The sequence below is a fragment of the Bartonella sp. CL435QHHD genome (genome assembly GCF_042195095.1).
Taxonomy (GTDB): Bacteria; Pseudomonadota; Alphaproteobacteria; order Rhizobiales; family Rhizobiaceae; genus Bartonella.
Window position 1 is genome coordinate 198,435 of sequence record NZ_JBHINS010000083.1, and the last position, 21,683, is coordinate 220,117.

Below are 21,683 nucleotides of genomic sequence, written 5' to 3' on the forward strand. Positions count from 1 at the left end.
CTTTATCTATTGAGATGAACTATAATTTCCTCATTTTTAAATTATTATATAAAAAAGAAATCAATAAATTTTTCTGTTTATAAACTAAGGTTATTGCATCTCTTAAGTCCCACAATAAATATCCAAAAAGATTTAATATTATTTAGCATCAAGTGGTTCTACTCCTTCTGGAGAACCTTCTTCTGAAAACTGGATTTTTTCAACTTTAGCTTCAGCAACTCTTAAGAGTTTTTCACAATGCTTTTTAAGCGCTTCACCGCGTTCATAAATATCAATGGATTGTTCCAAAGGCACATCGCCACGTTCCAAATTTTCGACAATAACTTCAAGTTGCTTAAGCGCTTGCTCGAAACTTAAGGTCGTAATATCTCCCTCTTGTATCTCTTTTTTCATATGAACCTCAAAAAATATCTGTTCTGGATATACGAATTCCAAAACCTTCCAAACCTACATAATGACGCTCTTTAGAAGCATAAACAATAACAGAGCCTATTCCTAAATATTTTAAAATTTGTGATCCTAAACCAATTTTGCGCCATTCTTCTTCGCGTTCAATCGCCTGCACATGGTTTTCTGAACTGTCTCTTGCCATGTTTTGAATACCAATAGTTGATTGTATAACAGATCCTTCACGCAAATAAATAAATACGCCACGTTTTTCTTTTTCCATCATACGCCGCATCATCACCATAATATCTGAAGTTTGACAAAAAACGTCATTTATAATGTTTTCATGATGTAAATACACAGGAATATCCTCCCCCTCACGGACATCACCAAAAACAATTGCAATATGCTGAACGGCTTCCCAAGGGAGTTGATAACTTTGAATAATAGCGGGACCTACAAATGTTTCAATAGGCATTTCTCCAACATTTTTGATCAATATTTCCTTACGTTGGCGGTAAGCAATTAAATCTGCAACCGTTATAATATGCAACCGATGTTCTTGCGCAAATTTCATAATCTGATCGCCATGTTTAACGCTTCCATCATCATTAACTAACTCACCGATAACACCAACCGGCGGCAAATTAGCTAATTTACATAAATCAACAGCCGCCTCTGTGTGACCTGAACGCATGAGCACCCCCCCTTCATGCGCAATCAAAGGAAAAACATGCCCTGGACGAACAAAATCATCCGCACTTGCATTTGAATTCGCAAGATTACGTACAGCTAATGTACGGTCATGTGCTGAGATCCCTGTTGTTATGCCGTGTTTAAAATCAACAGTAACCGTAAATTGTGTCCCATGTGCAGAATTATTATCTGGTACCATAGGAGAAAGATTAAACCGTTTTGCTTCTTTTTTTGGCATAGGTGTGCACACAATACCTGTTGTGTGACGAAGAATAAACGCCATCTTTTCTTCTGTACAATGCGCTGCAGCAACAGTTAAATCACCTTCATTTTCACGGTCATCATCATCTGTTACCACAACAATTTCACCGCGTTCAAAAGCTTTAAGTGCAGAAACAATTTTTTTTTCATCATACGCCATTGTTCACCTTCTCAATCACCCAACTTGACCGCGATGTCTTAGATAATGGTCAGCAATAGCACAAGCAACCATCGCTTCACCAACAGGAACGGCACGGATCCCAACACATGGATCATGACGCCCCTTTGTTATAACGTCTATATCATGACCATCAACATCAATAGAGCGACGAGGTGTTAAAATTGATGAAGTAGGCTTTACAGCAAAACGTGCAACAATTGGCTGTCCACTCGATATTCCCCCTAAAATACCTCCCGCATGATTTGATAAAAAAAGCGGTTTTCCATCATTTCCCATTCGCATTTCATCGGCATTTTCTTCTCCCCTCAAGCGGGCTGCCGCAAAACCATCACCAATTTCCACACCTTTTACCGCATTAATCGACATAAGTAACGAGGCAATATCTTGATCAAGCTTTGCGTAAATAGGGGCTCCTAAACCTGCCGGAACATTTTCTGCAACGATCTCAACAACCGCTCCAACAGATGTTCCCTCTTTACGGAGTTCACTGATATAATCACTAAAAATGTGAACCATCTCTGCATCAGCTGTAAAAAAAGGATTATTATTAACCTCTGACCAATCCCAACGATCACGATTAATATTATGAGGACCAATTGCTATCACTGCTCCTCGTACAATCAAACCAGGAACGATTTTACGAGCAAATGCACCAGCTGCAACACGTGCTGCCGTCTCCCGTGCCGAAGAACGTCCCCCACCTCGAAAATCACGAATGCCATATTTAATATCATAAGTATAATCCGCATGTCCTGGACGATACTGATGGGCAATCGAGCTATAATCCTTCGAACGCTGATCTGTGTTTCGAATCAACAGAGAAATTGGTGTACCTGTTGTCACCAATGTCGTCCCATCGTCTTGAACAACAACTCCTGAAAGGACCTCTACTTTATCTGATTCTCGGCGCTGCGTTGTATATTTTGATTGTCCTGGTTTGCGTTTATCAAGATAAGCTTGAACTTCTGCAAGAGTAAAAATAATTCCAGGTGGACAACCATCAATGACACAACCAAGAGCAGCACCATGACTTTCACCCCATGTTGTTACACGAAACAAATGACCAAATGTATTATGCGACATGAAAAAGATCCGTTTCTCTGTCAAATATTACAACGACAACGCATGTTGTATGCTATACACAAGGTAGCTCTTTGCGCTCAAATACTCTTAGCCACTTTAAATTTGGTCAAATTACTGCTGTCCAATAAAATCCTATAAACCAAACTTTATTCTTTAACGACAGAAATGTCTGGTGCATCAACGGCTTTCATACCTATGATATTATAACCCGAATCGACATGATGGACTTCACCAGTAACAGAACGAGACAAATCTGAAAGAAAATAAAGCGCAGAATCACCAACCTCTTCAATTGTTACCGTACGACGTAATGGAGCATTATATTCATTCCATTTTAAAATATAACGAAAATCACCAATACCAGAAGCTGCTAACGTTTTAATGGGTCCAGCAGATATAGCATTAACACGAATATTTTGAGGACCTAAATCTACCGCTAAATATTTCACGCTCGCTTCAAGAGCCGCTTTAGCAACCCCCATTACATTATAATTTGGAACAACCTTTTCTGCTCCATAATAGGTCAGTGTCAAGATTGAACCACCATCTGGCATCAATTTTTCTGCACGCTTCGTTAGAGCCGTTAGGGAATAAACGGAAATATTCATGGTCATCATAAAATTTGATTCGCTGATATCAATATAACGACCACTTAATTCATCTTTATCAGAAAAACCAATAGCATGAACTAAAAAATCGAGTTTTCCCCATTTCTTCTCTATTTCTTTAAAGACCGTATCAATAGAGACACTGTCAGAAACATCACAATGTCCACAAACAAACCCCTTTAATTCTTCAGCCAAAGGCTCAACACGCTTTTTCATTGCTTCACCCTGATAGGTAAAAGCAAGCTCTGCCCCTGCGCTACTTGCCGCTTTAGCGATTCCCCAAGCGATGGAGCGATTATTGGCCAACCCCAAAATTAAACCACGCTTACCGTACAATAAACCATTACCCTTAGCCATCAGCACTGCCCCATTGTTACTTAAAATTAATATTATTCATCTGCCTATGACACAGGTCAACTTTTTCTTCAAGCAATTGGTTTAAAATCAAACAAAAACTACGCTTTTATATATAAAAATTTTAAAATTAATCTTGTTGCATTTGCAAAAACTGTTCTAGCGCGGCATTTTCACCTTCCGGCAACATAATGCGAACATGCACATAAAGATCATCTCTTGTACCATTTTTTAAACGAAGCCCTTTCCCTTTCAACCGTAAAACGCGATCAGAACTTGACCACGCAGGAATCGTTAAAACCACACGTCCCTCCAACGTCTCAACTTCTTCTTTTGCTCCCAAAACAGCATGTTTAAGAGAAACTGGTAAATCAAGATGAAGTGCTCTTCCTTCAACCCGAAAACGAGGATGTTTTTGAATCTGAATGGTTATCAACGCATCTCCTGCTTGCCCAAGAGCTACCTCTTCTCCCTGACCTTTTAAACGAATAACCTGTCCGTCTTCAATATAATATGGAAGTTTAATTTTTAACCTTTTTCCATTTGGAAAAACAGCTTCCACCTTTTCTGCGCCAACCATCTGCTCTAGTGTTATGGCAAGATTAGCACGAACATGTGCTCCTTGTTGGGGACGGTTATAGTGTGTGGAATTCGAAAAGCTACCTCCTCCTCCAAACAGATCCCGAAAAATATCACTCGCATCAAAACCTGCACCACCTGAAGAGGAAAAATCAAATCCCTTTGCTCTTCCTGAAAAGGGATTTTGTTTATTGCTAAAATTTTCACCAGTACCATAGGCTTGATAAAGCGGTTTTCCTTCCATATCAATTTCACCGCGGTCAAATTGTGCCTTTTTATCTTTATCACCTATAATTTCATAAGCTTGATTAATTTCAGCAAATTTTTCTTTAGCCTTTGCATCATCTCTATTATGATCTGGATGATACTTCTTTGCTAATCTTCTAAATGCCGATTTAATCTCTTGCGATTTTGCGGTACGTGCCACACCCAGAATCGTGTAGGGATCACGCATATTGCCCTCTTTTCAATTTTTTCGTTTTCAAAATATCAACTGATCCGTTGTTCAATATCCCTTATAACTTCATCAATCTATTCTAGAGAATAATTTCTTCTTTCCTCTTTATATGTCTATCAATAAACTAAAATACCAGATAAAATGAGATATTTATTTAATATAGCTCCTTGTAGTCTATGCTAAAGTAAAAATAATTAAACTACCATAGAAATACACGATAGCATTGGCTTTTTGAAAATGAGAAAAAATGGTACTGTGACTTTTTGATGATAAAGTAAATGAGAAAATGCCTCACCCATGCTCACTGATATTTGGAGAAGCTATGAGCAAAAAAATACCAACAGATGATCATTTTATGCAAATGCAAAAACCTTTTGAACTTTTCGCAAAGTGGCTTGAAGAAGCAACGATAAGTGAAATAAATGATCCGAATGCTATGGCATTAGCAACAGTTGACGAAACAGGACTCCCTAATGTTCGTATGGTTCTCCTCAAAGACTACAGTCCCCAAGGCTTTGTCTTCTATACCAATTATGAAAGCTGTAAAGGACAAGAAATTTTAAAATCAATGAAAGCATCCTTAGGTTTTCATTGGAAATCGCTCCGTCGTCAGGTAAGAATTAGAGGAATTGTTGAAAAAGTAAGTCAACAGGAAGCCGATGCCTATTTCCAATCACGACCACGTGGTAGTCGAATTGGTGCATGGGCATCTAAACAATCTCAACCTTTAGACAATCGTTTTGTGCTCGAAAAAGCAATTGCTCAATATACTGCGCGTTATGCTCTAGGTAATATTCCACGACCACCTTATTGGTCTGGGTTTCGTGTTAAACCCCTTTCTATAGAGTTCTGGTGTGATCGCCCATTTCGTTTACATGATCGTCTGCTTTTTACACGCGATTGTGTTGAACACAGCGATTGGAAAAGACAAAAACTTTATCCCTAATCCTTCAAATTTCATCGTTATGAAGATTTTTTCTTCCCAACAGTTAAACAAATATTTTTTATTTGAAAAATTCTAAAAGAAGATGATTTATTTTATTTAAATAGAAGAATTTCATTTCCACTGTAACAGTTGATTAGTAATATTTTCTACTGTATCGCTTAAAAATAGATTAGCAACAAGCTTATTTAAAAAAACATACTGTATTCAGTAGAAACTATGATTTTAGCTAACTTATTTTTAGACCGCAGGATAAAATATCGTCCATATACCCCCACATACTAAACCAGCAAAAATCACAAAACCAATAAGCGAATTAGATTTGAAAAGCCTGAGGCATTGTGAACTGTCATCTATATCAATGACTTTAATTTGAATAAACATATGGATGCTTGCCACAAAAATCCCCAAAAAACTAAGAACAGGGACTCCAGCTAAATAAAATGCTAGACTAATGAACATCACAAAACCACCATACAAAAATACTAAAGCACGCTTGGTTGCTTTACCAAAGAGAAGAGCCGTAGAACGGACACCAACAGTAACGTCATCTTCTTTATCTTGATGTGCGTAGATTGTATCATATCCTATGGTCCACAAAATTGATCCCACATAAAGCAAGATTGGTGCCCAGCTTAAACTTCCAAAGACAACAGCCCACCCCATTAATGCCCCCCAATTAAACGCAACGCCTAAAAAAAACTGCGGCCAATATGTTACGCGTTTCATAAAAGGATAAAATGCAACAGCTATCAATGACGAAATACCTAGAAAAAAACTAAACCTATTAAATTGTGATAAAACAACTAAACCAACCAAACATTGCACAAGTATAAAAACTCTTGCTTGAAACCGACTCACATGACCTGTCGGCAATGGGCGAGAACGTGTCCTTTCTACCTGAGCATCAATTTTATGGTCAATAAGATCATTCCAAGTACATCCTGCCCCTCGCATAGCAATAGATCCCAGAAAAAAAAGAAAAAGATACCAAACCCAATGAAGAAACATTGATAAAAGAGTATCGTAATGCATTTTATAAGAGAAAAAAGCCATTGTTGTTGACCAAAAACAAGGCCACATCAACAATTGCCATCCAATAGGCCGATCCCAACGCGCCAATTGCGCATAAAACCATAAAGAACAGGGAAGGAAATTGTAGACCCATTGTTTGGAAGATGCATCCATAACCCGTCCTTGGCTATCATAGGACTGAACATGCGCGATATTTTTATTTTTTTTCATCAAATGATTTACCTTTGGTCTTGCGATAGAGACATTTCATTCTTATGAGAAGGGGATGAGATTAATCATCTTTTATGAGAGGAGCAAGCAATGAATATTCTTCTTATTGGCTCAGGTGGACGAGAACACGCTTTAGCATGGAAAATAGCAACATCACCACTGCTAACAAAGTTATACTGTGCTCCTGGAAATCCTGCAACAACAGAATTTGGTGAAAATATTAATTTAAACATTGATGACCATTCCCTTGTTATTGATTTTTGTAAAGCACGTTCTATTGATCTTGTAATTGTAGGACCAGAAGCACCATTGGTTGCGGGTATAACAGACTCTCTTAATAGCGCTAACATCTGTGTATTTGGTCCTACTCAAAAAGCTGCTCAACTAGAAGGTTCAAAAGCTTTTACAAAAGATTTATGTCGTAAGAATAACATTCCTACAGGAAGTTACCAATGCTTTAATGATGCCTCTAAAGCTAAAGCTTACATTCAGCAACAAGATGTTCCCATTGTTATTAAAGCTGATGGCTTAGCAGCTGGCAAAGGTGTTGTGGTTGCAACAACTATGGAAGAAGCATTTAACGCAGTTGATGCCTGCTTCAAAAGTACATTTGGAGATGCAGGAAACAAAATTGTTGTAGAATCTTTTCTTGAAGGTGAAGAAGCAAGCTTCTTCTGCCTTTGTGATGGTAAAGTTGCTCTTCCTTTTGGATCTGCTCAAGATCATAAACGTGTAGGTGATGGGGATATTGGAGCAAACACCGGTGGTATGGGTGCTTATTCACCAGCGCCCATCATGACCAAAGAAATAGTGAATCGTACTCTCAAAGAAATTGTTGAACCAGCTTTAAAAAGCATGAAAGAAATGGGCGCTCCCTTTAAAGGTATTCTCTTCGTCGGATTAATGATAACGCAAAAAGGACCCGAATTAATTGAATTTAACGTACGATTCGGTGATCCTGAATGTCAAGTTTTAATGATGCGCCTCAAAGATGACATTTTGCCAATTTTTCTTGCTGCTGCTCAAGGAAAACTTGAAAATAAGCCTCTTCGGTGGTCTGAAAAAGCTGCTCTCACCGTTGTTATGGCTGCTAATGGTTATCCAGACTCTCCCCAAAAAGGTACTGTTATCCGTAACGTTGATCAAGTAAACTCTCTTCCCGATGTGAAAGTTTTTCAAGCTGGTACAGTGTTGCGTGATGGAGAACTCATTGCAAATGGTGGACGTGTTCTCAATATAACTGCAACAGGAAAAACGATTACGCATGCACAAAAACGTGCCTATGAAGCTGTTGATTGTATTGATTGGCCAGAAGGTTTTGTTCGTCGTGATATCGGATGGAGAGCCGTTGCGCGAGAAAATAAAATCCTTTGAATATTCTTTTTCACGATTTTATTATTTTATATAAGAGCATGACACACAAATTTTCTCACTGTTTTACGTTGACCATAATTTTGAAAAAATGAGTGTGCTTTCCTTTGAACAATCAAATATTATAAATAGAATATCTACTCATGATAAAATAGGAAAATTTTTTGAATCTGAAAATGTAATATAAAATGATCATTTTACTGTTACTTTAAACGTATTTTCTCATCATTTTTATAAACACTTTCTTTCTTATAAAGTCCTGAAGAAAAACATATATACTATCATTTCTTTTATCTATCGCGTTTTTAATGAAATTCCGCTTTTACAAAAAATAAAATGCCCAAAAAAGATAGTTATATTATTCACATACAAATTCTTAAACAATACCTCTCATGCTCATCACTCCCATTTTACGACACTACCTGCAAATAGTATAAATCCATTCTGCCATCTTTCTGGAATAAAAACCGATACCATCTTTGTATTTTCCAACTCTCAATATTACGATCACCCTTTCTATCTAAATGATTTTGATTATAAGAGAGAGAGATGAAATAAGAATATTCTGCAATATTCAAAGCTCTCATTCAACATGGAGAAATTATTTATAAAAAAATTCAAAAACACTTCCAGCAATCTGCTGGTGTTTTTATGATGTGGCAAAAACCCAAAATTATACCGCCAAAAAAAACAGTTTCTATTGTTATGAAAACCGTTTTTACCTCTCCGAAAAAAGCGTTTTACATAATCGATTCCTGCTGCCAATGTATGGTGTCAAAAAACTCTCATTTACAATCATTGACTTCCTCTTTTTGTTTTCAAGAACCAAAAGTCACACCAAATCCCGTCTGTAAAGGTCTGGATTCTCATTGAGCGGGTTCCTCTTGCTTCCCACTCCTATGCTGCACTTACACAAATACCTACAAGCAAACTTAAGAATATTTGCCATATCTTCTAAAACACTTCATGTGTGAAGTTTACATGCCTTATATTACCGCTCCAAACAACGATGTTTTACAGCACAACAAGATAAATGCTGACGGTAGTACAAAAATGAATGCATGTTAATATTACTGGAGTGCAATTCGATTCGCAATCACCAAACGCAAGCCTAACGGATTGCTATAACGAAGTAAAAAACGCTTTTGTTTAGAATGTGCTGTTGTACCAAAAAATCGATGTAAATCAGAACGATCTTTTACAACCAGAATGCGATTATCTTCATTGATCATAAGCATGGGAAGGCCATAAGTATCCGCCCATAACCGCCAATCCAGAAGAACATTATTCAAATCTCTGGAAACCAAAAGTGGTATACAAGCTTCCTCATCGGCATGAAGTAATTCTAATGCAACAGCTCTTTCTCCTGAACGCGTTTTTACGGTACGTGCTGCAATTCCTTGGAAATGATAAGGGGGTATTAAATGCGATAAACTTGAAGGCATATCCGTTTTAAAAGAAACACCACGCTCATTTAACGAACAAATAACCTGATTACCCGTTTTGGATGAAAAATATGTCGTCGTTTGTGGCAAATGGCACGGATCTAACCGAAATTCAAGCACCGCTTTTGCCTGATTAAAGCATTGATTAGCCATATACATTATCCCAATTTATCTTAAATAACATACACCCTTTAGCAGCTTTTTCTCATTGGATTATTAAAAGTTTGAATAAAAAACAACTGGTTTCTTTTTTGGTTATTAAAATCTAAACAAAAATACATGATCACCATTCTTGAATTATAATACTTTTCCAGGATTCATTATCCCTAAAGGATCGAGCGTTTTTTTAATCCCTTGCATAATATCCAATGCGACAGGCGATTTAAAAGAACGAAGTTCTTCGCGCTTAAGCTGACCAATTCCATGCTCAGCAGAAAATGCACCTCTATAGTCCACCACTAAACTATGAATGCGATGATTCATTGTTGACCATAACTGCAAGAACACTGTCGTATCAGCTCCTACAGGTTGTGTAATATTATAATGTAAATTTCCATCGCCCATGTGTCCAAAACAAATCACCCGTGCTCCTGGAGCAATATCTTCTACAATAAGCGCTGCCTCAGCAATAAAATCAGGAATAGAAGCAAGTGGGATTGCAATATCATGCTTAATGGACCCTCCTGCTAACTTTTGTGCTGATGATATACTTTCTCGTAATTGCCAAAAAAAATCTTGCTGTTTTAAAGATTGCGCAACAACTGCATCTTCTATCACCGCATTCTTTAAAGCTTCTTCTAAAATAGTACTCAATACCGATAATGCCTCATCATTGCCTTGCAACGATGAAATGTTCATTAATACATACCATTCATGTTTCCGCTGAAGAGGAGGCTTCTCACACATCTTATAATCTAAAGCCATTTGCAAACTGAGATTTCCCATGAGCTCAAAACCTGTCAACATCCCTCCTCCATATTCTTGAGCCAGAGATAAAAACTCTAAAGCCTTCGCCGGACTATATAATCCCACCAAAGCAACAGCTTTTCCTTTTATTTTTGGAAACATCTTCAAAACGGCTGCGGTTATAACTCCCAATGTGCCTTCTGCACCAATAAAAAGATCTTTTAAATCGTAACCGCTATTGTCTTTTTTAACAAAACGCAAATCATCTAAAATACGCCCATCCGGTAAAACAACTTCTAAACCAAGACAAAGATCACGCATATTGCCATAAGCTAAAACAGCTGTCCCTCCAGCATTCGACGAAAGATTGCCTCCTACTTGGCAAGAACCTTCAGATGCCAAAGAAAGAGGGAAAAAACGACCTGATTCATCCACTTTTTTCTGTAAATCCTGTAAAATAACACCAGCCTCTACAACAACAAAATTTCCCTCAAGATTTATAGCTCTAATCTTATTTAATCGCTCCATGGATAAAAGAACGCTCCCTCCTCTTTCATCTGGTTGTTGTCCCCCCACAAGCCCTGTATTTCCACCCTGTGGCACAATCGGTGTGCGCGTTTTGCTCGCTAACTGCATAATCGATGAGATCTCTGCGCAAGAAGATGGACGTAAAAGTAAAGGTGTTTTTCCATGAAAAAGCCCACGCTCTTCAAGCAAATACGGCGCAATCAACGCTTGATCTGTTATAGCATGCTTAGCACCAACAATTTTCCTAAACCCCTCAATTAATTCCTGCTCCATGTTCATTTCTCCTTTGGAGCTGCAGCCCGTATAAGACGATCATTGATAGCCTCCCCTAATCCGTATGATGGAATAGGTTCTACTGCGATACATCTCACTTTAAATGAATCTAATTCCTTCATATATTGAAATAAATGAGAGGCTGCCTCTTCCAACTTTCCATCTTCGCTAAGGTTTAAAATAGAAACGGCATTTTCAGCCCCCATAACACGCTTTGAACCAAATGCTAAAAGCGCTTCACCATTTTCCACCTTTTCTACATTCAAACGAACCGTGGCATTGGGGGCATAATGCGATTTTAACATCCCAGGAGCTTCAATCGCCGCCCTTTGATCTATCCGTTTTAAAGACTTCCCCACAACTTCTTCAATTTTATCAGCCGTAAGCCCCCCTGGACGCAAAAGATAAATATTTTCACCACAAATTTTAATAATCGTTGATTCTAGCCCTATTTTAGCAGGTCCTCCGTCCAATATTAAAGGAACAGATTCCCCCAAAGATGCAAAAACAGCCTCAGCTGAAGTAGGGCTAAGACGCCCCGATTGATTCGCACTAGGAGCAGCAAGTGGACGGCCAAAATGTTGTACCACTTCCGCAAAACGACTGTCTGGAAAACGAACAGCCAAGGTATTCAAACCAGAGGTTGTTAAAGGATGGATATTATGCTGTTCCTTTAAAGGCAAAACCAATGTCAAAGGCCCTGGCCAAAATTCCTCCATTAATTGGCGTGAAAGAAAGTCAATTTCAACATAACGTTGTGCCATTTCGATGCCGCTGACATGCGCAATAAGAGGATTAATTTGCGGACGACCCTTTGTAGAATAAATAGAAGAAATTGCCCTCCCATTGGTTGCATCGCCCGCTAATCCATAAACAGTTTCCGTTGGTAACGCTACTAACTTCCCTTTTTCAAGAAGCGCTATTGCTTCTCTTATCGAAGCACTATCGAGTGGTAGAATCGTCATGATACATCATTTCTATAACACTCTTTTAGTGATATTATGCTCTTTTTTATTCATATATCACATTGATTTTATATAGTTTTTTTAAAAGTGCGAGGTTCATAAATAAAGGTTAGGGAATAGGATTTTCCAATATTCTTCTACAAAACATATCTTATTCTGCCAACTTTCTCTAATCATTTTTTGAATTTTGCTAAGTTCTCTTGTGAAAAGCTATTGTTGAAACTCTTGACATAAACTTAACGTGTAGTACATTGTACTACAATTGAATAGGAGGTTTAGCAATGGGAAAAATTCAAGCCCGCATACCTGATGAAGTTCAAGAAATTGCAAGTGCAGTTATTAAGTCTACGGGTTTAACTGTATCGGATGCAGTACGCATGTTTATGACCCGCATTGCTAGAGATCGAGCATTACCGCTTGATCTATTCCAACCAAATCCGGAAACATTACGAGCTATCGAGGATGCTGAAATGAGACGCATCGAACATACATCATTAGACGGCTTAAGGACCATGATACGGGAAGATAGAACCGAAATGCGTAAATCTGAAAAGCAAACCTAAGCTTGCTATGCGGGAAATTGTCTATACGCGTTCATTCCGGTGTGATCTTAAACATGAAAGCAAAGGTAGGTATGCTAATGCACTAGAGGAGAATTTACTGCTTGTGGTCAAAGCGTTAGCGGAGAATGAACCGCTAACGGCGCATTGGAGAGATCATGCACTAACATGTCAATGGCGCAATTGTCGTGATTGTCATATCAAGCCAGATTTAGTTGTGATCTATCGAAAGCCAGATACCAAAACACTAGAGCTCTTACGACTTGGTTTGCATTCTGAACTACGCTTATGATTGGATCTCCAATTCATAGTAAAAAGGATTTTTCGAAGTTTTGCTTGTATGACAGTTTTTCTAATTCTTTAAGAACCATTGTTTTAAATGTGCGAAGATGTTGTCTATTGCATCCATGAGGCGTGCAAAATCAAGGATAAGCAAAAAAAGAAAAAATGCTATCCACTTCATCAAGCGAGACATCATTTTCACGCTTTGATAGGTGATGATCATTTCTTGAAGCATTTCTTTTCTACTTCTGTAAGCTCTGTGTGTTTTTTGGATTTTTTTCTAACCATGTTTCCACCCACACAAGCGTTGACCCTGCTTGTTATGCTTTAAGAGCTCTCTTCCTAAGTTTGAGCTAATGGTGTTCAGATCTTGCCGGCTTAAATAAACAGGTAACCAACCAACACAAGAAGAAGCATATTTATTTGTCGCGCAATCAATCAAAGAGAGCAGCACGCACATCAGCAGCACTTTTTTGATTAACTTCACTTTCCACCTCCAGACGTATTGTGGCTGCTTTTAAAGCTTTTTCTGTTTGCTTTTGTTGTTCTGCTTTTTTTCCAAGAGTAAAGGCTCTTGCTAAAATCATAAAAAAAAGCGTCTAAAGCCGCACCTGTTAGCATCAGATTTCTTTTCATCCATAAGATTCATAGGCAGTGCTCCTGAAAACGTTTAGCAACAAAGAAAATGCCAGCATATGCGGCTCAAACCATAATGGCGGCTAAAGCCCATTGAACTAGACCATTGCCCGCTAAAAAACCGCCAAGACCTGAGAAAGAACCAATAATGGGTGCCAATGCTTCTGCTTTACCCCCCCGTTTCTACTGTTTGATAATTAGCAGAAGCACAAGCCCCTTTCGTCCATAGCCCTGCCTCTGATACACGCCGGAGTACAAGACCTTGTAAACGTTTGCCTCTTGGCTTTGGTCCATTTTCTGCAATTCGGTTGGTACAGCTTCATAATCACCCCGATTAAGCCTTTTAAGCAATGTTCTATAGCCTTCTTGAGGGCTTAACGTGTTGCCTATGATTTTCATGGCAAGATCTGGATATTGTGTGAGTGCTTGCGCATCTTCATCGCTATACCCTTTAGAGCGTAAAAATTGCAAAGTTTGTTTATGTTGTGCGTGTTCCTTGTTGCCCTGCCGCATAAGGATAGATGCATTTGAAAAACTTTCTTGTGGTGTCTTTCCTAACGCAAGCCCTGCAAAAAAATCCATTAAATGCTCGGAAAATTCTGATTTTCTAAAACGCTCCCATAAGCTACTTGGATTTGCTCCTGTCTGAACAAAGTTATCAAGTGACTTGATATAATCTGTTTTTTGTTCAAGATCACCACTTGCTTTTAAATGTTCCTCTTCTGGTAAGTGTGCATTCAAATGTTTTTCTTCTCCTATAGGTGCCTCAAAAAGCTTTTCCTCATCATTTCCAGAATCGTTTTTCAAAGAGTTTTCCGCTATAGATTTCTCATTAAGTTGAGCAATATAATCCATCACATCTTTTTGCTGTCGCCCAGCTTCATCCCCACTAGACTAATCAATGTTCGCAACAAGTGGAGATTGAGGAATCATTGATGCAACACCTCCCTGCTCTGAGAAGTCATGCTTTTGTTGCTCTGGCGCCTCTTGTATCTTAACAGTATCCTTTGAAACATCCGGTAATAGAGGCATTTGGCGCTTTAAATCATCTGTAGACATAATCAATTCTGCTGGCGTTTTTTCCCAGCTTGTTCTGTCCCTGCTTGAGAACCACGAATAAGCTCTGTAGGACTCAATTTTTGTGGAGTATTATCCCCATTGCTCGCATCAAAAGGGTTTGTGCTAAAAGCAGCACGTTCTAAAAAACTTGGCTTGTATCGCCCTTCCAACGGCGTGCTTGGAGGCGTAGAAAGCTGTTCGAACAAATGCTTTGGCAATTGATACATACCCTGATATATCAAGGGACGCAAAAATTTTGGATCAAACAACTTTGATAGAGAATTCGTGTTTTCTTGTTCCATCACCGCACCCTTTCCATCTCAAAGCCAAGATTGCCATAATCAACATGCAAAAAGCCTGTCACCTTATGCAAGAAAACAGCTTCAGGCTTTGACTTCAAAACGTCTTGTGCCATCACCCCGCGATAGCGCTCTGGATAACCCTTGTAATTATACTCATAGAGTTTGTGTCCATTTCGCTGCCCTACTCGTACAATATTTTCTTTCGATCTGATGTCGCTAAGCCCAGCAAAAGTACCAAGGATAGTTCCAACATTTCCAACAATCTCTCATGGATTAGGTTTTGGCTACAACAATATATTGATTTATAATGATAATTTACTGTTTTGTATATTGAATTAGAGTCTCGAATAACGTAGGATTCTCTCATTTCAAATCTGTTTATGTTGAATCAACTAAAACCACTTACTTGCACATAACAAGTGGGATGAGTGTGTGGATAAAATTTGTATAAGAAAGGACTAAAAATGGTTCTTATGAATCGTCTTAATGCAAGGGCTGTCGCAACACCCACGAGCTGGCAAATATAATGATGGTGCCGGCTTGTTACTTCATAAGCGTAAAGATGGTGGTGCTCAATGGCTTTATCGTTATACCATTCATGGGCGGCGTCGCGAAATGGGCTTGGGTGCTTTAAGAGATGTTTCTTTAAAACAAGCCCGTGAATTGGCAACAGGATGGCGGGCTGTTTTACGTGAAGGGCGTGACCCTATTAAAGAACGTGAAAAACAAAAGCGTGAGGCAATAAGCAATCTCCATTACTTAAAAGATATTGCACTAGATACTTTTGAAACTCGTAAAGCTGAATTAAAAGGTGACGGTAAAAATGGAAATTGGTTTACACCTTTACGCCTTCATATTCTTCCCAAGTTAGGCTGTTTACCCGTTTCAGAGATTACCCAAACAGAGATACGCAATACCCTTGCCCCCATTTGGCATACAAAAGCTGGAACAGCCCAAGCAGCATTGATACGTCTTAATCTTTGTCTCAAACATGCGGCTGCCTTGGGTTTGAATGTTGATTTACAAGCAACAGAAAAAGCACGTGCTCTCTTAGGAAAACAACGTCATAAGATCACTAATAGACCAGCAATGGATTGGAAAGATATACCAGCTTTTTATCAGTTCCTCTGTAAAACACAAAACATAACACATCTTGCTTTGCGCTTGCTTATCCTTACAGGGGTTCGCTCTAACCCTTTACGTCATATTCATAAAGATCAAATTGATGGGGATATATGGACCATACCTGCTGAGAATATGAAAGGAAAGCGTGATACAACAAAAGAATTTCGCGTCCCCTTATCATCTGAAGCATTAAAAGTAATTGAACAAGCCCGCTGTATTTCTAAAAGTGATTTCATCTTTTCACTTACCGGTCGTGGTCCTCTTTCACATACGATGATGGCGGCGTATATGAGAAAAAATAAAATTGAAGCCTGCCCGCATGGTTTTCGTTCTAGTTTACGCAATTGGCTCGCTGAAACAACCGATGCCCCCTATGAGGTCGCTGAAACCATTCTAAGTCATACAGTAGGAGGTAAAGTAGAGCGTGCCTATCGTCGTACTGATTATCTAGAACAGCGCCGTGTCTATATGGATAAATGGGCGGCTTATGTCACGGGTCAATCTTAAGATATGGGGTGAATAACCCCATTATCTGTGGATAACTTTAGCTCTCTTCTCTCTCATTCTTTCTCAATAAGACTCATAAATTATCACATTAGAAATTGTATGATAAAATATTGTTTTATATAAATAAAATACCTTTAAAAATGAACCCAAATGTGGTTAATAAATGGTTATGATTTGTTGCCATTTTTTGAGAGTGAAAGGATTTTAGTATGACAGAAAATGATATTCTTTTGACAGATCGTGAAAGTGCAAAATTGCTTCATATGAGTGTCTCAACATTCCGCCGTCATGTTACCAATGGATCTCTCCCCAAACCCCTAAAATTGGGTTTTTTATCGCGTTGGTTACAATCGGATCTTTTGAATGTCATCGAGCAAGCAAAACAGCAACGTTATAACGACGCGGCATAAAAAAAACTTGTCACGTAAGGACGGACAAGGCTTTCTCTGCTGAAGCAAGACTTAAGGTTTGCATTCAAGTTGTTCTGAATGCTTTTTACAATAAGAGCTATTTAAGCGTCTCTCAACACTTCGCTGAGGCATGACAGCACCAGGACGACATATGGGAAGGTTGTCTGATTTATGGTTCTCACACCAATCTTGTATTGTAAAGCTAGGGCGAAAACCTGATTGCGCCATACACATTTCAATACTGGCAAATTGATTCAAATCTAGCGCCACAACCTTATTAAGGTCCGGTACTCCACATTCTAAAAGTATTTTATTTCTCCATAATGCTGGAGAAAGTGAGGGAATTGAGTTAACACATCCAGCTGTATTTAACAGAGCTATACAACTCAACAGTTTTAAGATTTTCTTCATTATTCCCCTCTTTCAATGGATTTATTTACAATAAAAAAGCTCATAAGCCTGTTGATATTTCCTGTCATCGCTGTTTAAACAACGGTGAACAATATTGAAATGGTTGGTTGAGGAAACAATCCCGCCATTCCAAGAAAAGGCAAGAATAGTGGGATTGTTGATCATCACAAACAGCAAGACTTAAGGCTCGCATTCAGGTTGTTCTGGATGCTTTGTACAAAAAGGGCTGTTTAAGCGCTTCTTGACACTTCGCTGTGGAACAACAGCGCCTGGACGACAAATGGGCAAGTTTTTCTCTTTAAAAGTATAACATGGCCCTCCCGCTCTTGCTACTTCTTCATCTTTATAGCGGAATCCTGATTGGAGCATGCAAGCATAAGTTGTTGCTTTAGCATTAATACTCTGCTGTTGGTTTTCTGGATCGATATCATAAGGCGTTGGCATGCCACATTCTAATAGGGCTTTTCCTATCTCCGTAAAATCAGTAACACTATTTTTCTCCCACATACTCAAATACCCTGGAGCAGGCTTATCAATGTTACATCCAGCAATATTTAACAGAATGAGACCACTTAATAATTTCAAGATTTTCTTCATTTTTTTCTTCCTGAATATTTTGAATAAATTGGCGTACGATTAGGTGAACCGTAGCGCCATGTACAAGCATCACCGGCATGACCATAACAAGCATGAACACTTGGGTAGCCCTTAAATATTTGCCCTCTCTCTTTCCAGGGACCACTTCCAGGAGGTATTTGTTCAAAAGTGTAAGGATTTTTGCCAATCTTTGTACCCACAACGTCATATTTATGATTTTCCAAGTTTACATAATCCTGCTTTCCATCACTTAAGATATATAACGTATCTGCCATGTTTTGAGTATTATAAGCTGGTCCAAAGAAATTAATCGTTGTTTTCTTTGCTATACCATGAACACCATGCTTTTCTAAATCATGCGATCCATTGCCCGCTGTCATACTGCCGCGGCTATGCGCATCAGTATGCAATCCTATATTGCCAAGGCTATACAACAGATTCTGGTACTTCTTCGTCGAATTGGTCAAAATACCCAACTTACCTTCTAGAGCATACTGATACCCTGCAATGAACAACTCTACCAAGCGCGAATCGCTATGAGGGAACATCAGAAAATAGTGTGGATCATTCTTGTTATCAGCCAACTGAACCGCATTATGGGCTGCGTCATCTGGTGTTGTAAGAATACCATTGAGGAAAAAATGAACCTTGCCATCAGAACCTTTTTGTAAATTCTGTTGTTCTTCATCCGTTAAATAATGTGCGTGAGGAAACAATCGCGCCATTCCAAGTGAAGGCAAGGATGGCAGATTGTTGATCATCACTTAAGGCTTGCATTCAGGTTGTACTGGACTTCTTTTACAAAACGGGCTGTTTAAGCGCTTTTCGACACTTCTCTTCGGGATGACAGCACCAGGCTGACAAATGGGCAAGTTTTCGGCTTTATAGTTTTGACACCAAGTTCCTCCCCATTTATCTTTATAGTGGAATCCTGCTTGAACCATACAGGCATCAATTGTTGCCCATCCATTATTGTTTACCTCTTTATTTTCTGAATCAGGATCGATAAGACTCGGCATTCCACATTCTAATAAGGCTTTTCCTACCTCAGTAGAATCTGCTCCTGTCTTCTCCCACATATTCACGTACCCTGGAGCAGGTTTGTCAATGTTTTCAATGTCACATCCAGCTATACTTAATAAAACTATCCCACTCAATAATTTAAACAGTGTATTCATTTTTTTCTCCATAAATAACCTAAACCTAAATTATCTAAAATTGCATAAGGTGCATAAATTTTTGTATTATCATTATGATGTGCTCCATAATCACGTTTACATGCTGCCGACGCATTACCATAACACCTATGGGTGCTAGATTTAAAGCCGCCTAGAGCTTTCCCTTGCTCTATCATTGGAGTTGCTGGTGGAAATATTGCATAAGGGAACCTTAAGGGTGCCTTATAAAAAGTAGGTAGATTGTGACCAATTCCTGTACCAATGGGATCGAATATATGGTTTTGTAAATAAATATGATCTTTTTTACCATCACTCACATAATAGAGTGCATTCGCTATTGATTGAGAGTTATCAGCTGGTCCAAAAAGATAGATATCTGTTTTTTCTGCTATACCGTGAATGCCATGCTGTTCAAAGTCACGCATTCCATTGCCCACTGTCAAGCTACCACGGCTATGCGCACTAACAATCGCCCCTGTATTGCCATAACGATAGATAAAATCTTGTAACTTCTTGGTCGAATTACTCCATCTCCCAAAATACTCATAAATCGCTACTCCGATCTCTACGAGCCTGTCTTTAGCTTGTGGGTGGTATGTAAAATAAAGGGGTTCATGCTCATTATCAGCTAACTGAACCGCATTACGCGCTGCTTCATCTGGTGTGTTAAAAATACCATTATAGAACATACGCCTGTTGCCATCAGAGCCAGCTTGTAAATACTGCTCATCTTCAGCATTTAAAAAGTGATACAGAGTGATATATTCTCCATCGCTGTCTTTTATATACTCTCCATTTTCATCGGTTAAATAGAGTACTTTGCCATTTTCATCATGCGCAATCTCACCTACTGGATGCTCTTTAACATTTGCGACTTCGCGCACTTTGTCCCAGTATCCCAATCCTTCATCCGATAAATCATTGATCATATCTAGGCGATTATGCACTGCTCCCTCAAGCGATGTGGCGTCCACCGGTGCAACGGCTTGGTGGGCTGTAGCGGTGTTGCGGTTGAGAGAGCCAATGATTTGTCCAGCATCTTGCCCCATCGCCCTCTGTCCAGTTGTATCAGTAAGAATGATAGTCCCATCGCTGATAGCAGATTTGGTTTCCCCTTCTGCTCCATCCTTGGCTTTGCCGTGATTTAAAACATTCTTGGCAATGTTCTTTATCGTGTCATTCCCAGAAATGCTAAACCCATGGCTGCTGGCTTTAGCATGGGCACTGTTGCTGATATCACTGGTGCTAATGCTTCCAGTGGTCAGGCTGTTTTTATCTGCCGGCGCGGTGCTGGCAATGATGCCTCCGGTCAGCGTTGTTTTGTCTTTAACTATGATATTAAAGCCGCCATCACCGGCTTTGATGCCTGATTGCTCCACAACACTATGATAATCGCTAGAGGATTTATCCTTTTGGAAAGAGGCACTCATGGAGCCCCCACCACCCGTTTGTCCAGCACCAAACCCAACAGAAACAGAGTTTTGCTTGCTGGAAGTTTGTCCCGTATCACTGCGGCTGATAATGGCAAAATCACCCCCTACTTCCATTTCTACACGCTCTCCAGAAGCCACGGCGCCTGCCAATGTGGTGTTTGCCCCACTCGTGGTATGAACAGTGCCGCTACCTATAATATGGCTGTTTTTGTGTTGAACTTCCTCACTGGAACCTTCCCCTTGACTAAAAGCAGCACTACCCGTTGCCCCTGCGCCACCCGTGCCATAACCGGTGCCAACACTCATTGAAGAACTTTCACTGCTGTTTTGTGTGCTTTGCGTGTTTTGTGCACTTTCAAAGATGATATCTTCACCTGCTTCCATAGTGATATTTCCGCTCTGTGCATCATTTTCCAGCACATAGATTGGATTGGTACCAGCGATAATATCAGCGCCAACACCATGAATGCTGCCTTTGTGGGCTTGCATGTTAACAGCGCGTCCGCCTTCTATGCTATCTGTCACCGCTGTGGAGACTTGAGAAGAGGCTTCTGTTTTCTCAGTTTTAAAGCCCACGGTTACACTGCCAGATGCACCAGCCATATTGGCAAGAGCATCCTTGGTGGAGCCCCCCACCCCTCCTAATGAGCTACTCAGTCCTTTGGTTGTGTTCCCCTTTTCCCCCGTATTGCCAGTCAGCCAATTAATAAAGTTCTCTCCTTTATTAAAGAGGTGACTGATTTTCATGCCAGTCAGTATGCCATTAATAACGGTGTTATTGCCATCCTTATTGTTCATGCGGTCCGCTGAATCTTTTAAGCCTTGTACCGTGCCAAGGACACCGATATCAACGGAAGTTGTCACACCAGCAAAAGACTTTTCATGCTTTTCTTTTGCGTTA

The 21,683-nt window shown here is 39.3% G+C and carries 20 protein-coding genes and 5 pseudogenes; 6 read left to right on the forward strand and 19 right to left on the reverse strand.

Annotated elements, in window-relative coordinates; all coding sequences use genetic code 11:
• Positions 1–138: 138 nt before the first annotated feature.
• From ACFILH_RS09000 to ACFILH_RS09020, 5 genes are all read right to left on the reverse strand, one after another.
• Positions 139–393 (reverse strand): exodeoxyribonuclease VII small subunit, encoded by a 255-nt coding sequence (locus tag ACFILH_RS09000; RefSeq protein WP_273791347.1) that lies wholly within the window; start codon positions 391–393, stop codon positions 139–141.
• Between the two features lie 7 nt (positions 394–400).
• Positions 401–1,504, reverse strand: a complete 1,104-nt coding sequence (ribB, locus tag ACFILH_RS09005; protein WP_375663230.1) for a 3,4-dihydroxy-2-butanone-4-phosphate synthase — start codon at positions 1,502–1,504, stop codon at positions 401–403.
• Positions 1,505–1,519: 15 nt separating this feature from the next.
• Positions 1,520–2,608, reverse strand: a complete 1,089-nt coding sequence (gene aroC / locus ACFILH_RS09010; protein ID WP_375660559.1) for a chorismate synthase — start codon at positions 2,606–2,608, stop codon at positions 1,520–1,522.
• A gap of 146 nt (positions 2,609–2,754) precedes the next feature.
• Positions 2,755–3,573, reverse strand: coding sequence for an enoyl-ACP reductase FabI (fabI, locus tag ACFILH_RS09015; RefSeq protein ID WP_273791344.1), 819 nt, complete (start codon positions 3,571–3,573; stop codon positions 2,755–2,757).
• A 127-nt stretch (positions 3,574–3,700) separates the two neighbouring features.
• Positions 3,701–4,603, reverse strand: coding sequence for a DnaJ C-terminal domain-containing protein (locus tag ACFILH_RS09020; RefSeq protein ID WP_375667682.1), 903 nt, complete (start codon positions 4,601–4,603; stop codon positions 3,701–3,703).
• 325 nt (positions 4,604–4,928) lie between these two features.
• Here ACFILH_RS09020 and pdxH point away from each other — a divergent pair, with 325 nt between their 5' ends.
• Positions 4,929–5,552: a pyridoxamine 5'-phosphate oxidase gene (pdxH, locus tag ACFILH_RS09025; RefSeq protein WP_375628318.1), complete on the forward strand. Its 624-nt coding sequence runs from the start codon at positions 4,929–4,931 to the stop codon at positions 5,550–5,552.
• Between the two features lie 237 nt (positions 5,553–5,789).
• Here the strand turns inward: pdxH and ubiA are convergent, their stop codons facing one another.
• Complete coding sequence (gene ubiA, locus ACFILH_RS09030; RefSeq protein WP_375631380.1) at positions 5,790–6,794, reverse strand: 4-hydroxybenzoate octaprenyltransferase; 1,005 nt, start codon at positions 6,792–6,794, stop codon at positions 5,790–5,792.
• Positions 6,795–6,884: 90 nt separating this feature from the next.
• On the opposite strand from ubiA, the gene purD reads away from it, so the two are divergent.
• Positions 6,885–8,168 carry a phosphoribosylamine--glycine ligase gene (gene purD / locus ACFILH_RS09035; RefSeq protein ID WP_375667684.1) on the forward strand — a complete coding sequence of 428 codons (1,284 nt, stop codon included), beginning with the start codon at positions 6,885–6,887 and terminating at the stop codon, positions 8,166–8,168.
• Between the two features lie 1,067 nt (positions 8,169–9,235).
• On the opposite strand, the gene ACFILH_RS09040 is transcribed toward purD, so the two are convergent.
• The 3 genes from ACFILH_RS09040 to ACFILH_RS09050 form a co-directional block, all read right to left on the reverse strand.
• Entirely contained in the window at positions 9,236–9,763 is a 528-nt protein-coding gene (locus ACFILH_RS09040) for a DUF6101 family protein (RefSeq protein WP_012754813.1), read from the reverse strand.
• Between the two features lie 144 nt (positions 9,764–9,907).
• Complete coding sequence (locus tag ACFILH_RS09045; RefSeq protein WP_375664170.1) at positions 9,908–11,317, reverse strand: FAD-binding oxidoreductase; 1,410 nt, start codon at positions 11,315–11,317, stop codon at positions 9,908–9,910.
• A gap of 2 nt (positions 11,318–11,319) precedes the next feature.
• Positions 11,320–12,282 carry an L-threonylcarbamoyladenylate synthase gene (locus ACFILH_RS09050; RefSeq protein WP_273791338.1) on the reverse strand — a complete coding sequence of 321 codons (963 nt, stop codon included), beginning with the start codon at positions 12,280–12,282 and terminating at the stop codon, positions 11,320–11,322.
• 281 nt (positions 12,283–12,563) lie between these two features.
• Here ACFILH_RS09050 and ACFILH_RS09055 point away from each other — a divergent pair, with 281 nt between their 5' ends.
• Together ACFILH_RS09055 and ACFILH_RS09060 are read left to right on the forward strand one after the other, a co-directional pair.
• A complete protein-coding gene (locus ACFILH_RS09055; protein ID WP_273791337.1) occupies positions 12,564–12,845 on the forward strand; it encodes a type II toxin-antitoxin system RelB/DinJ family antitoxin in 282 nt (93 codons plus the stop codon).
• A gap of 7 nt (positions 12,846–12,852) precedes the next feature.
• Positions 12,853–13,134: a type II toxin-antitoxin system YafQ family toxin gene (locus ACFILH_RS09060; RefSeq protein WP_273791336.1), complete on the forward strand. Its 282-nt coding sequence runs from the start codon at positions 12,853–12,855 to the stop codon at positions 13,132–13,134.
• Positions 13,135–13,194: 60 nt separating this feature from the next.
• Here ACFILH_RS09060 and ACFILH_RS09065 read toward each other — a convergent pair.
• The 5 genes and pseudogenes from ACFILH_RS09065 to ACFILH_RS09085 all read right to left on the reverse strand — a co-directional run bounded on the left by ACFILH_RS09065 (position 13,195) and on the right by ACFILH_RS09085 (position 15,384).
• Positions 13,195–13,412 (reverse strand): annotated as a pseudogene (locus tag ACFILH_RS09065) (hypothetical protein).
• Between the two features lie 146 nt (positions 13,413–13,558).
• Positions 13,559–13,760, reverse strand: a pseudogene (locus tag ACFILH_RS09070) (hypothetical protein).
• A gap of 66 nt (positions 13,761–13,826) precedes the next feature.
• A pseudogene (locus tag ACFILH_RS09075) lies at positions 13,827–14,114 on the reverse strand (glycoside hydrolase family protein); the annotation flags it as partial.
• A pseudogene (locus ACFILH_RS09080) lies at positions 14,109–15,121 on the reverse strand (hypothetical protein); the annotation flags it as partial. The pseudogenes ACFILH_RS09080 and ACFILH_RS09075, both read right to left, overlap by 6 nt.
• Positions 15,121–15,384 (reverse strand): tail fiber domain-containing protein, encoded by a 264-nt coding sequence (locus ACFILH_RS09085; protein ID WP_375660562.1) that lies wholly within the window; start codon positions 15,382–15,384, stop codon positions 15,121–15,123. The gene ACFILH_RS09085 and the pseudogene ACFILH_RS09080, both read right to left, overlap by 1 nt.
• Before the next feature lie 201 nt (positions 15,385–15,585).
• Between ACFILH_RS09085 and ACFILH_RS09090 the strand changes: the two are divergent.
• A pseudogene (locus tag ACFILH_RS09090) lies at positions 15,586–16,753 on the forward strand (tyrosine-type recombinase/integrase).
• 209 nt (positions 16,754–16,962) lie between these two features.
• Entirely contained in the window at positions 16,963–17,163 is a 201-nt protein-coding gene (locus ACFILH_RS09095) for a helix-turn-helix transcriptional regulator (RefSeq protein WP_375646451.1), read from the forward strand.
• Between the two features lie 51 nt (positions 17,164–17,214).
• Here ACFILH_RS09095 and ACFILH_RS09100 read toward each other — a convergent pair whose 3' ends face one another.
• The 5 genes from ACFILH_RS09100 to ACFILH_RS09120 all read right to left on the reverse strand — a co-directional run.
• Complete coding sequence (locus ACFILH_RS09100) at positions 17,215–17,574, reverse strand: hypothetical protein (RefSeq protein WP_375667686.1); 360 nt, start codon at positions 17,572–17,574, stop codon at positions 17,215–17,217.
• Positions 17,575–17,754: 180 nt separating this feature from the next.
• A complete protein-coding gene (locus ACFILH_RS09105) occupies positions 17,755–18,171 on the reverse strand; it encodes a hypothetical protein (RefSeq protein WP_375658216.1) in 417 nt (138 codons plus the stop codon).
• Positions 18,168–18,932: a hypothetical protein gene (locus tag ACFILH_RS09110; protein WP_375658215.1), complete on the reverse strand. Its 765-nt coding sequence runs from the start codon at positions 18,930–18,932 to the stop codon at positions 18,168–18,170. The genes ACFILH_RS09105 and ACFILH_RS09110 overlap by 4 nt, the downstream gene beginning before the upstream one ends.
• Before the next feature lie 3 nt (positions 18,933–18,935).
• Complete coding sequence (locus ACFILH_RS09115; RefSeq protein ID WP_375637901.1) at positions 18,936–19,349, reverse strand: hypothetical protein; 414 nt, start codon at positions 19,347–19,349, stop codon at positions 18,936–18,938.
• Positions 19,346–21,683: hemagglutinin repeat-containing protein (locus ACFILH_RS09120; protein WP_375667687.1), on the reverse strand; the 2,338-nt coding region annotated here is incomplete at its 5' end. The genes ACFILH_RS09115 and ACFILH_RS09120, both read right to left, overlap by 4 nt.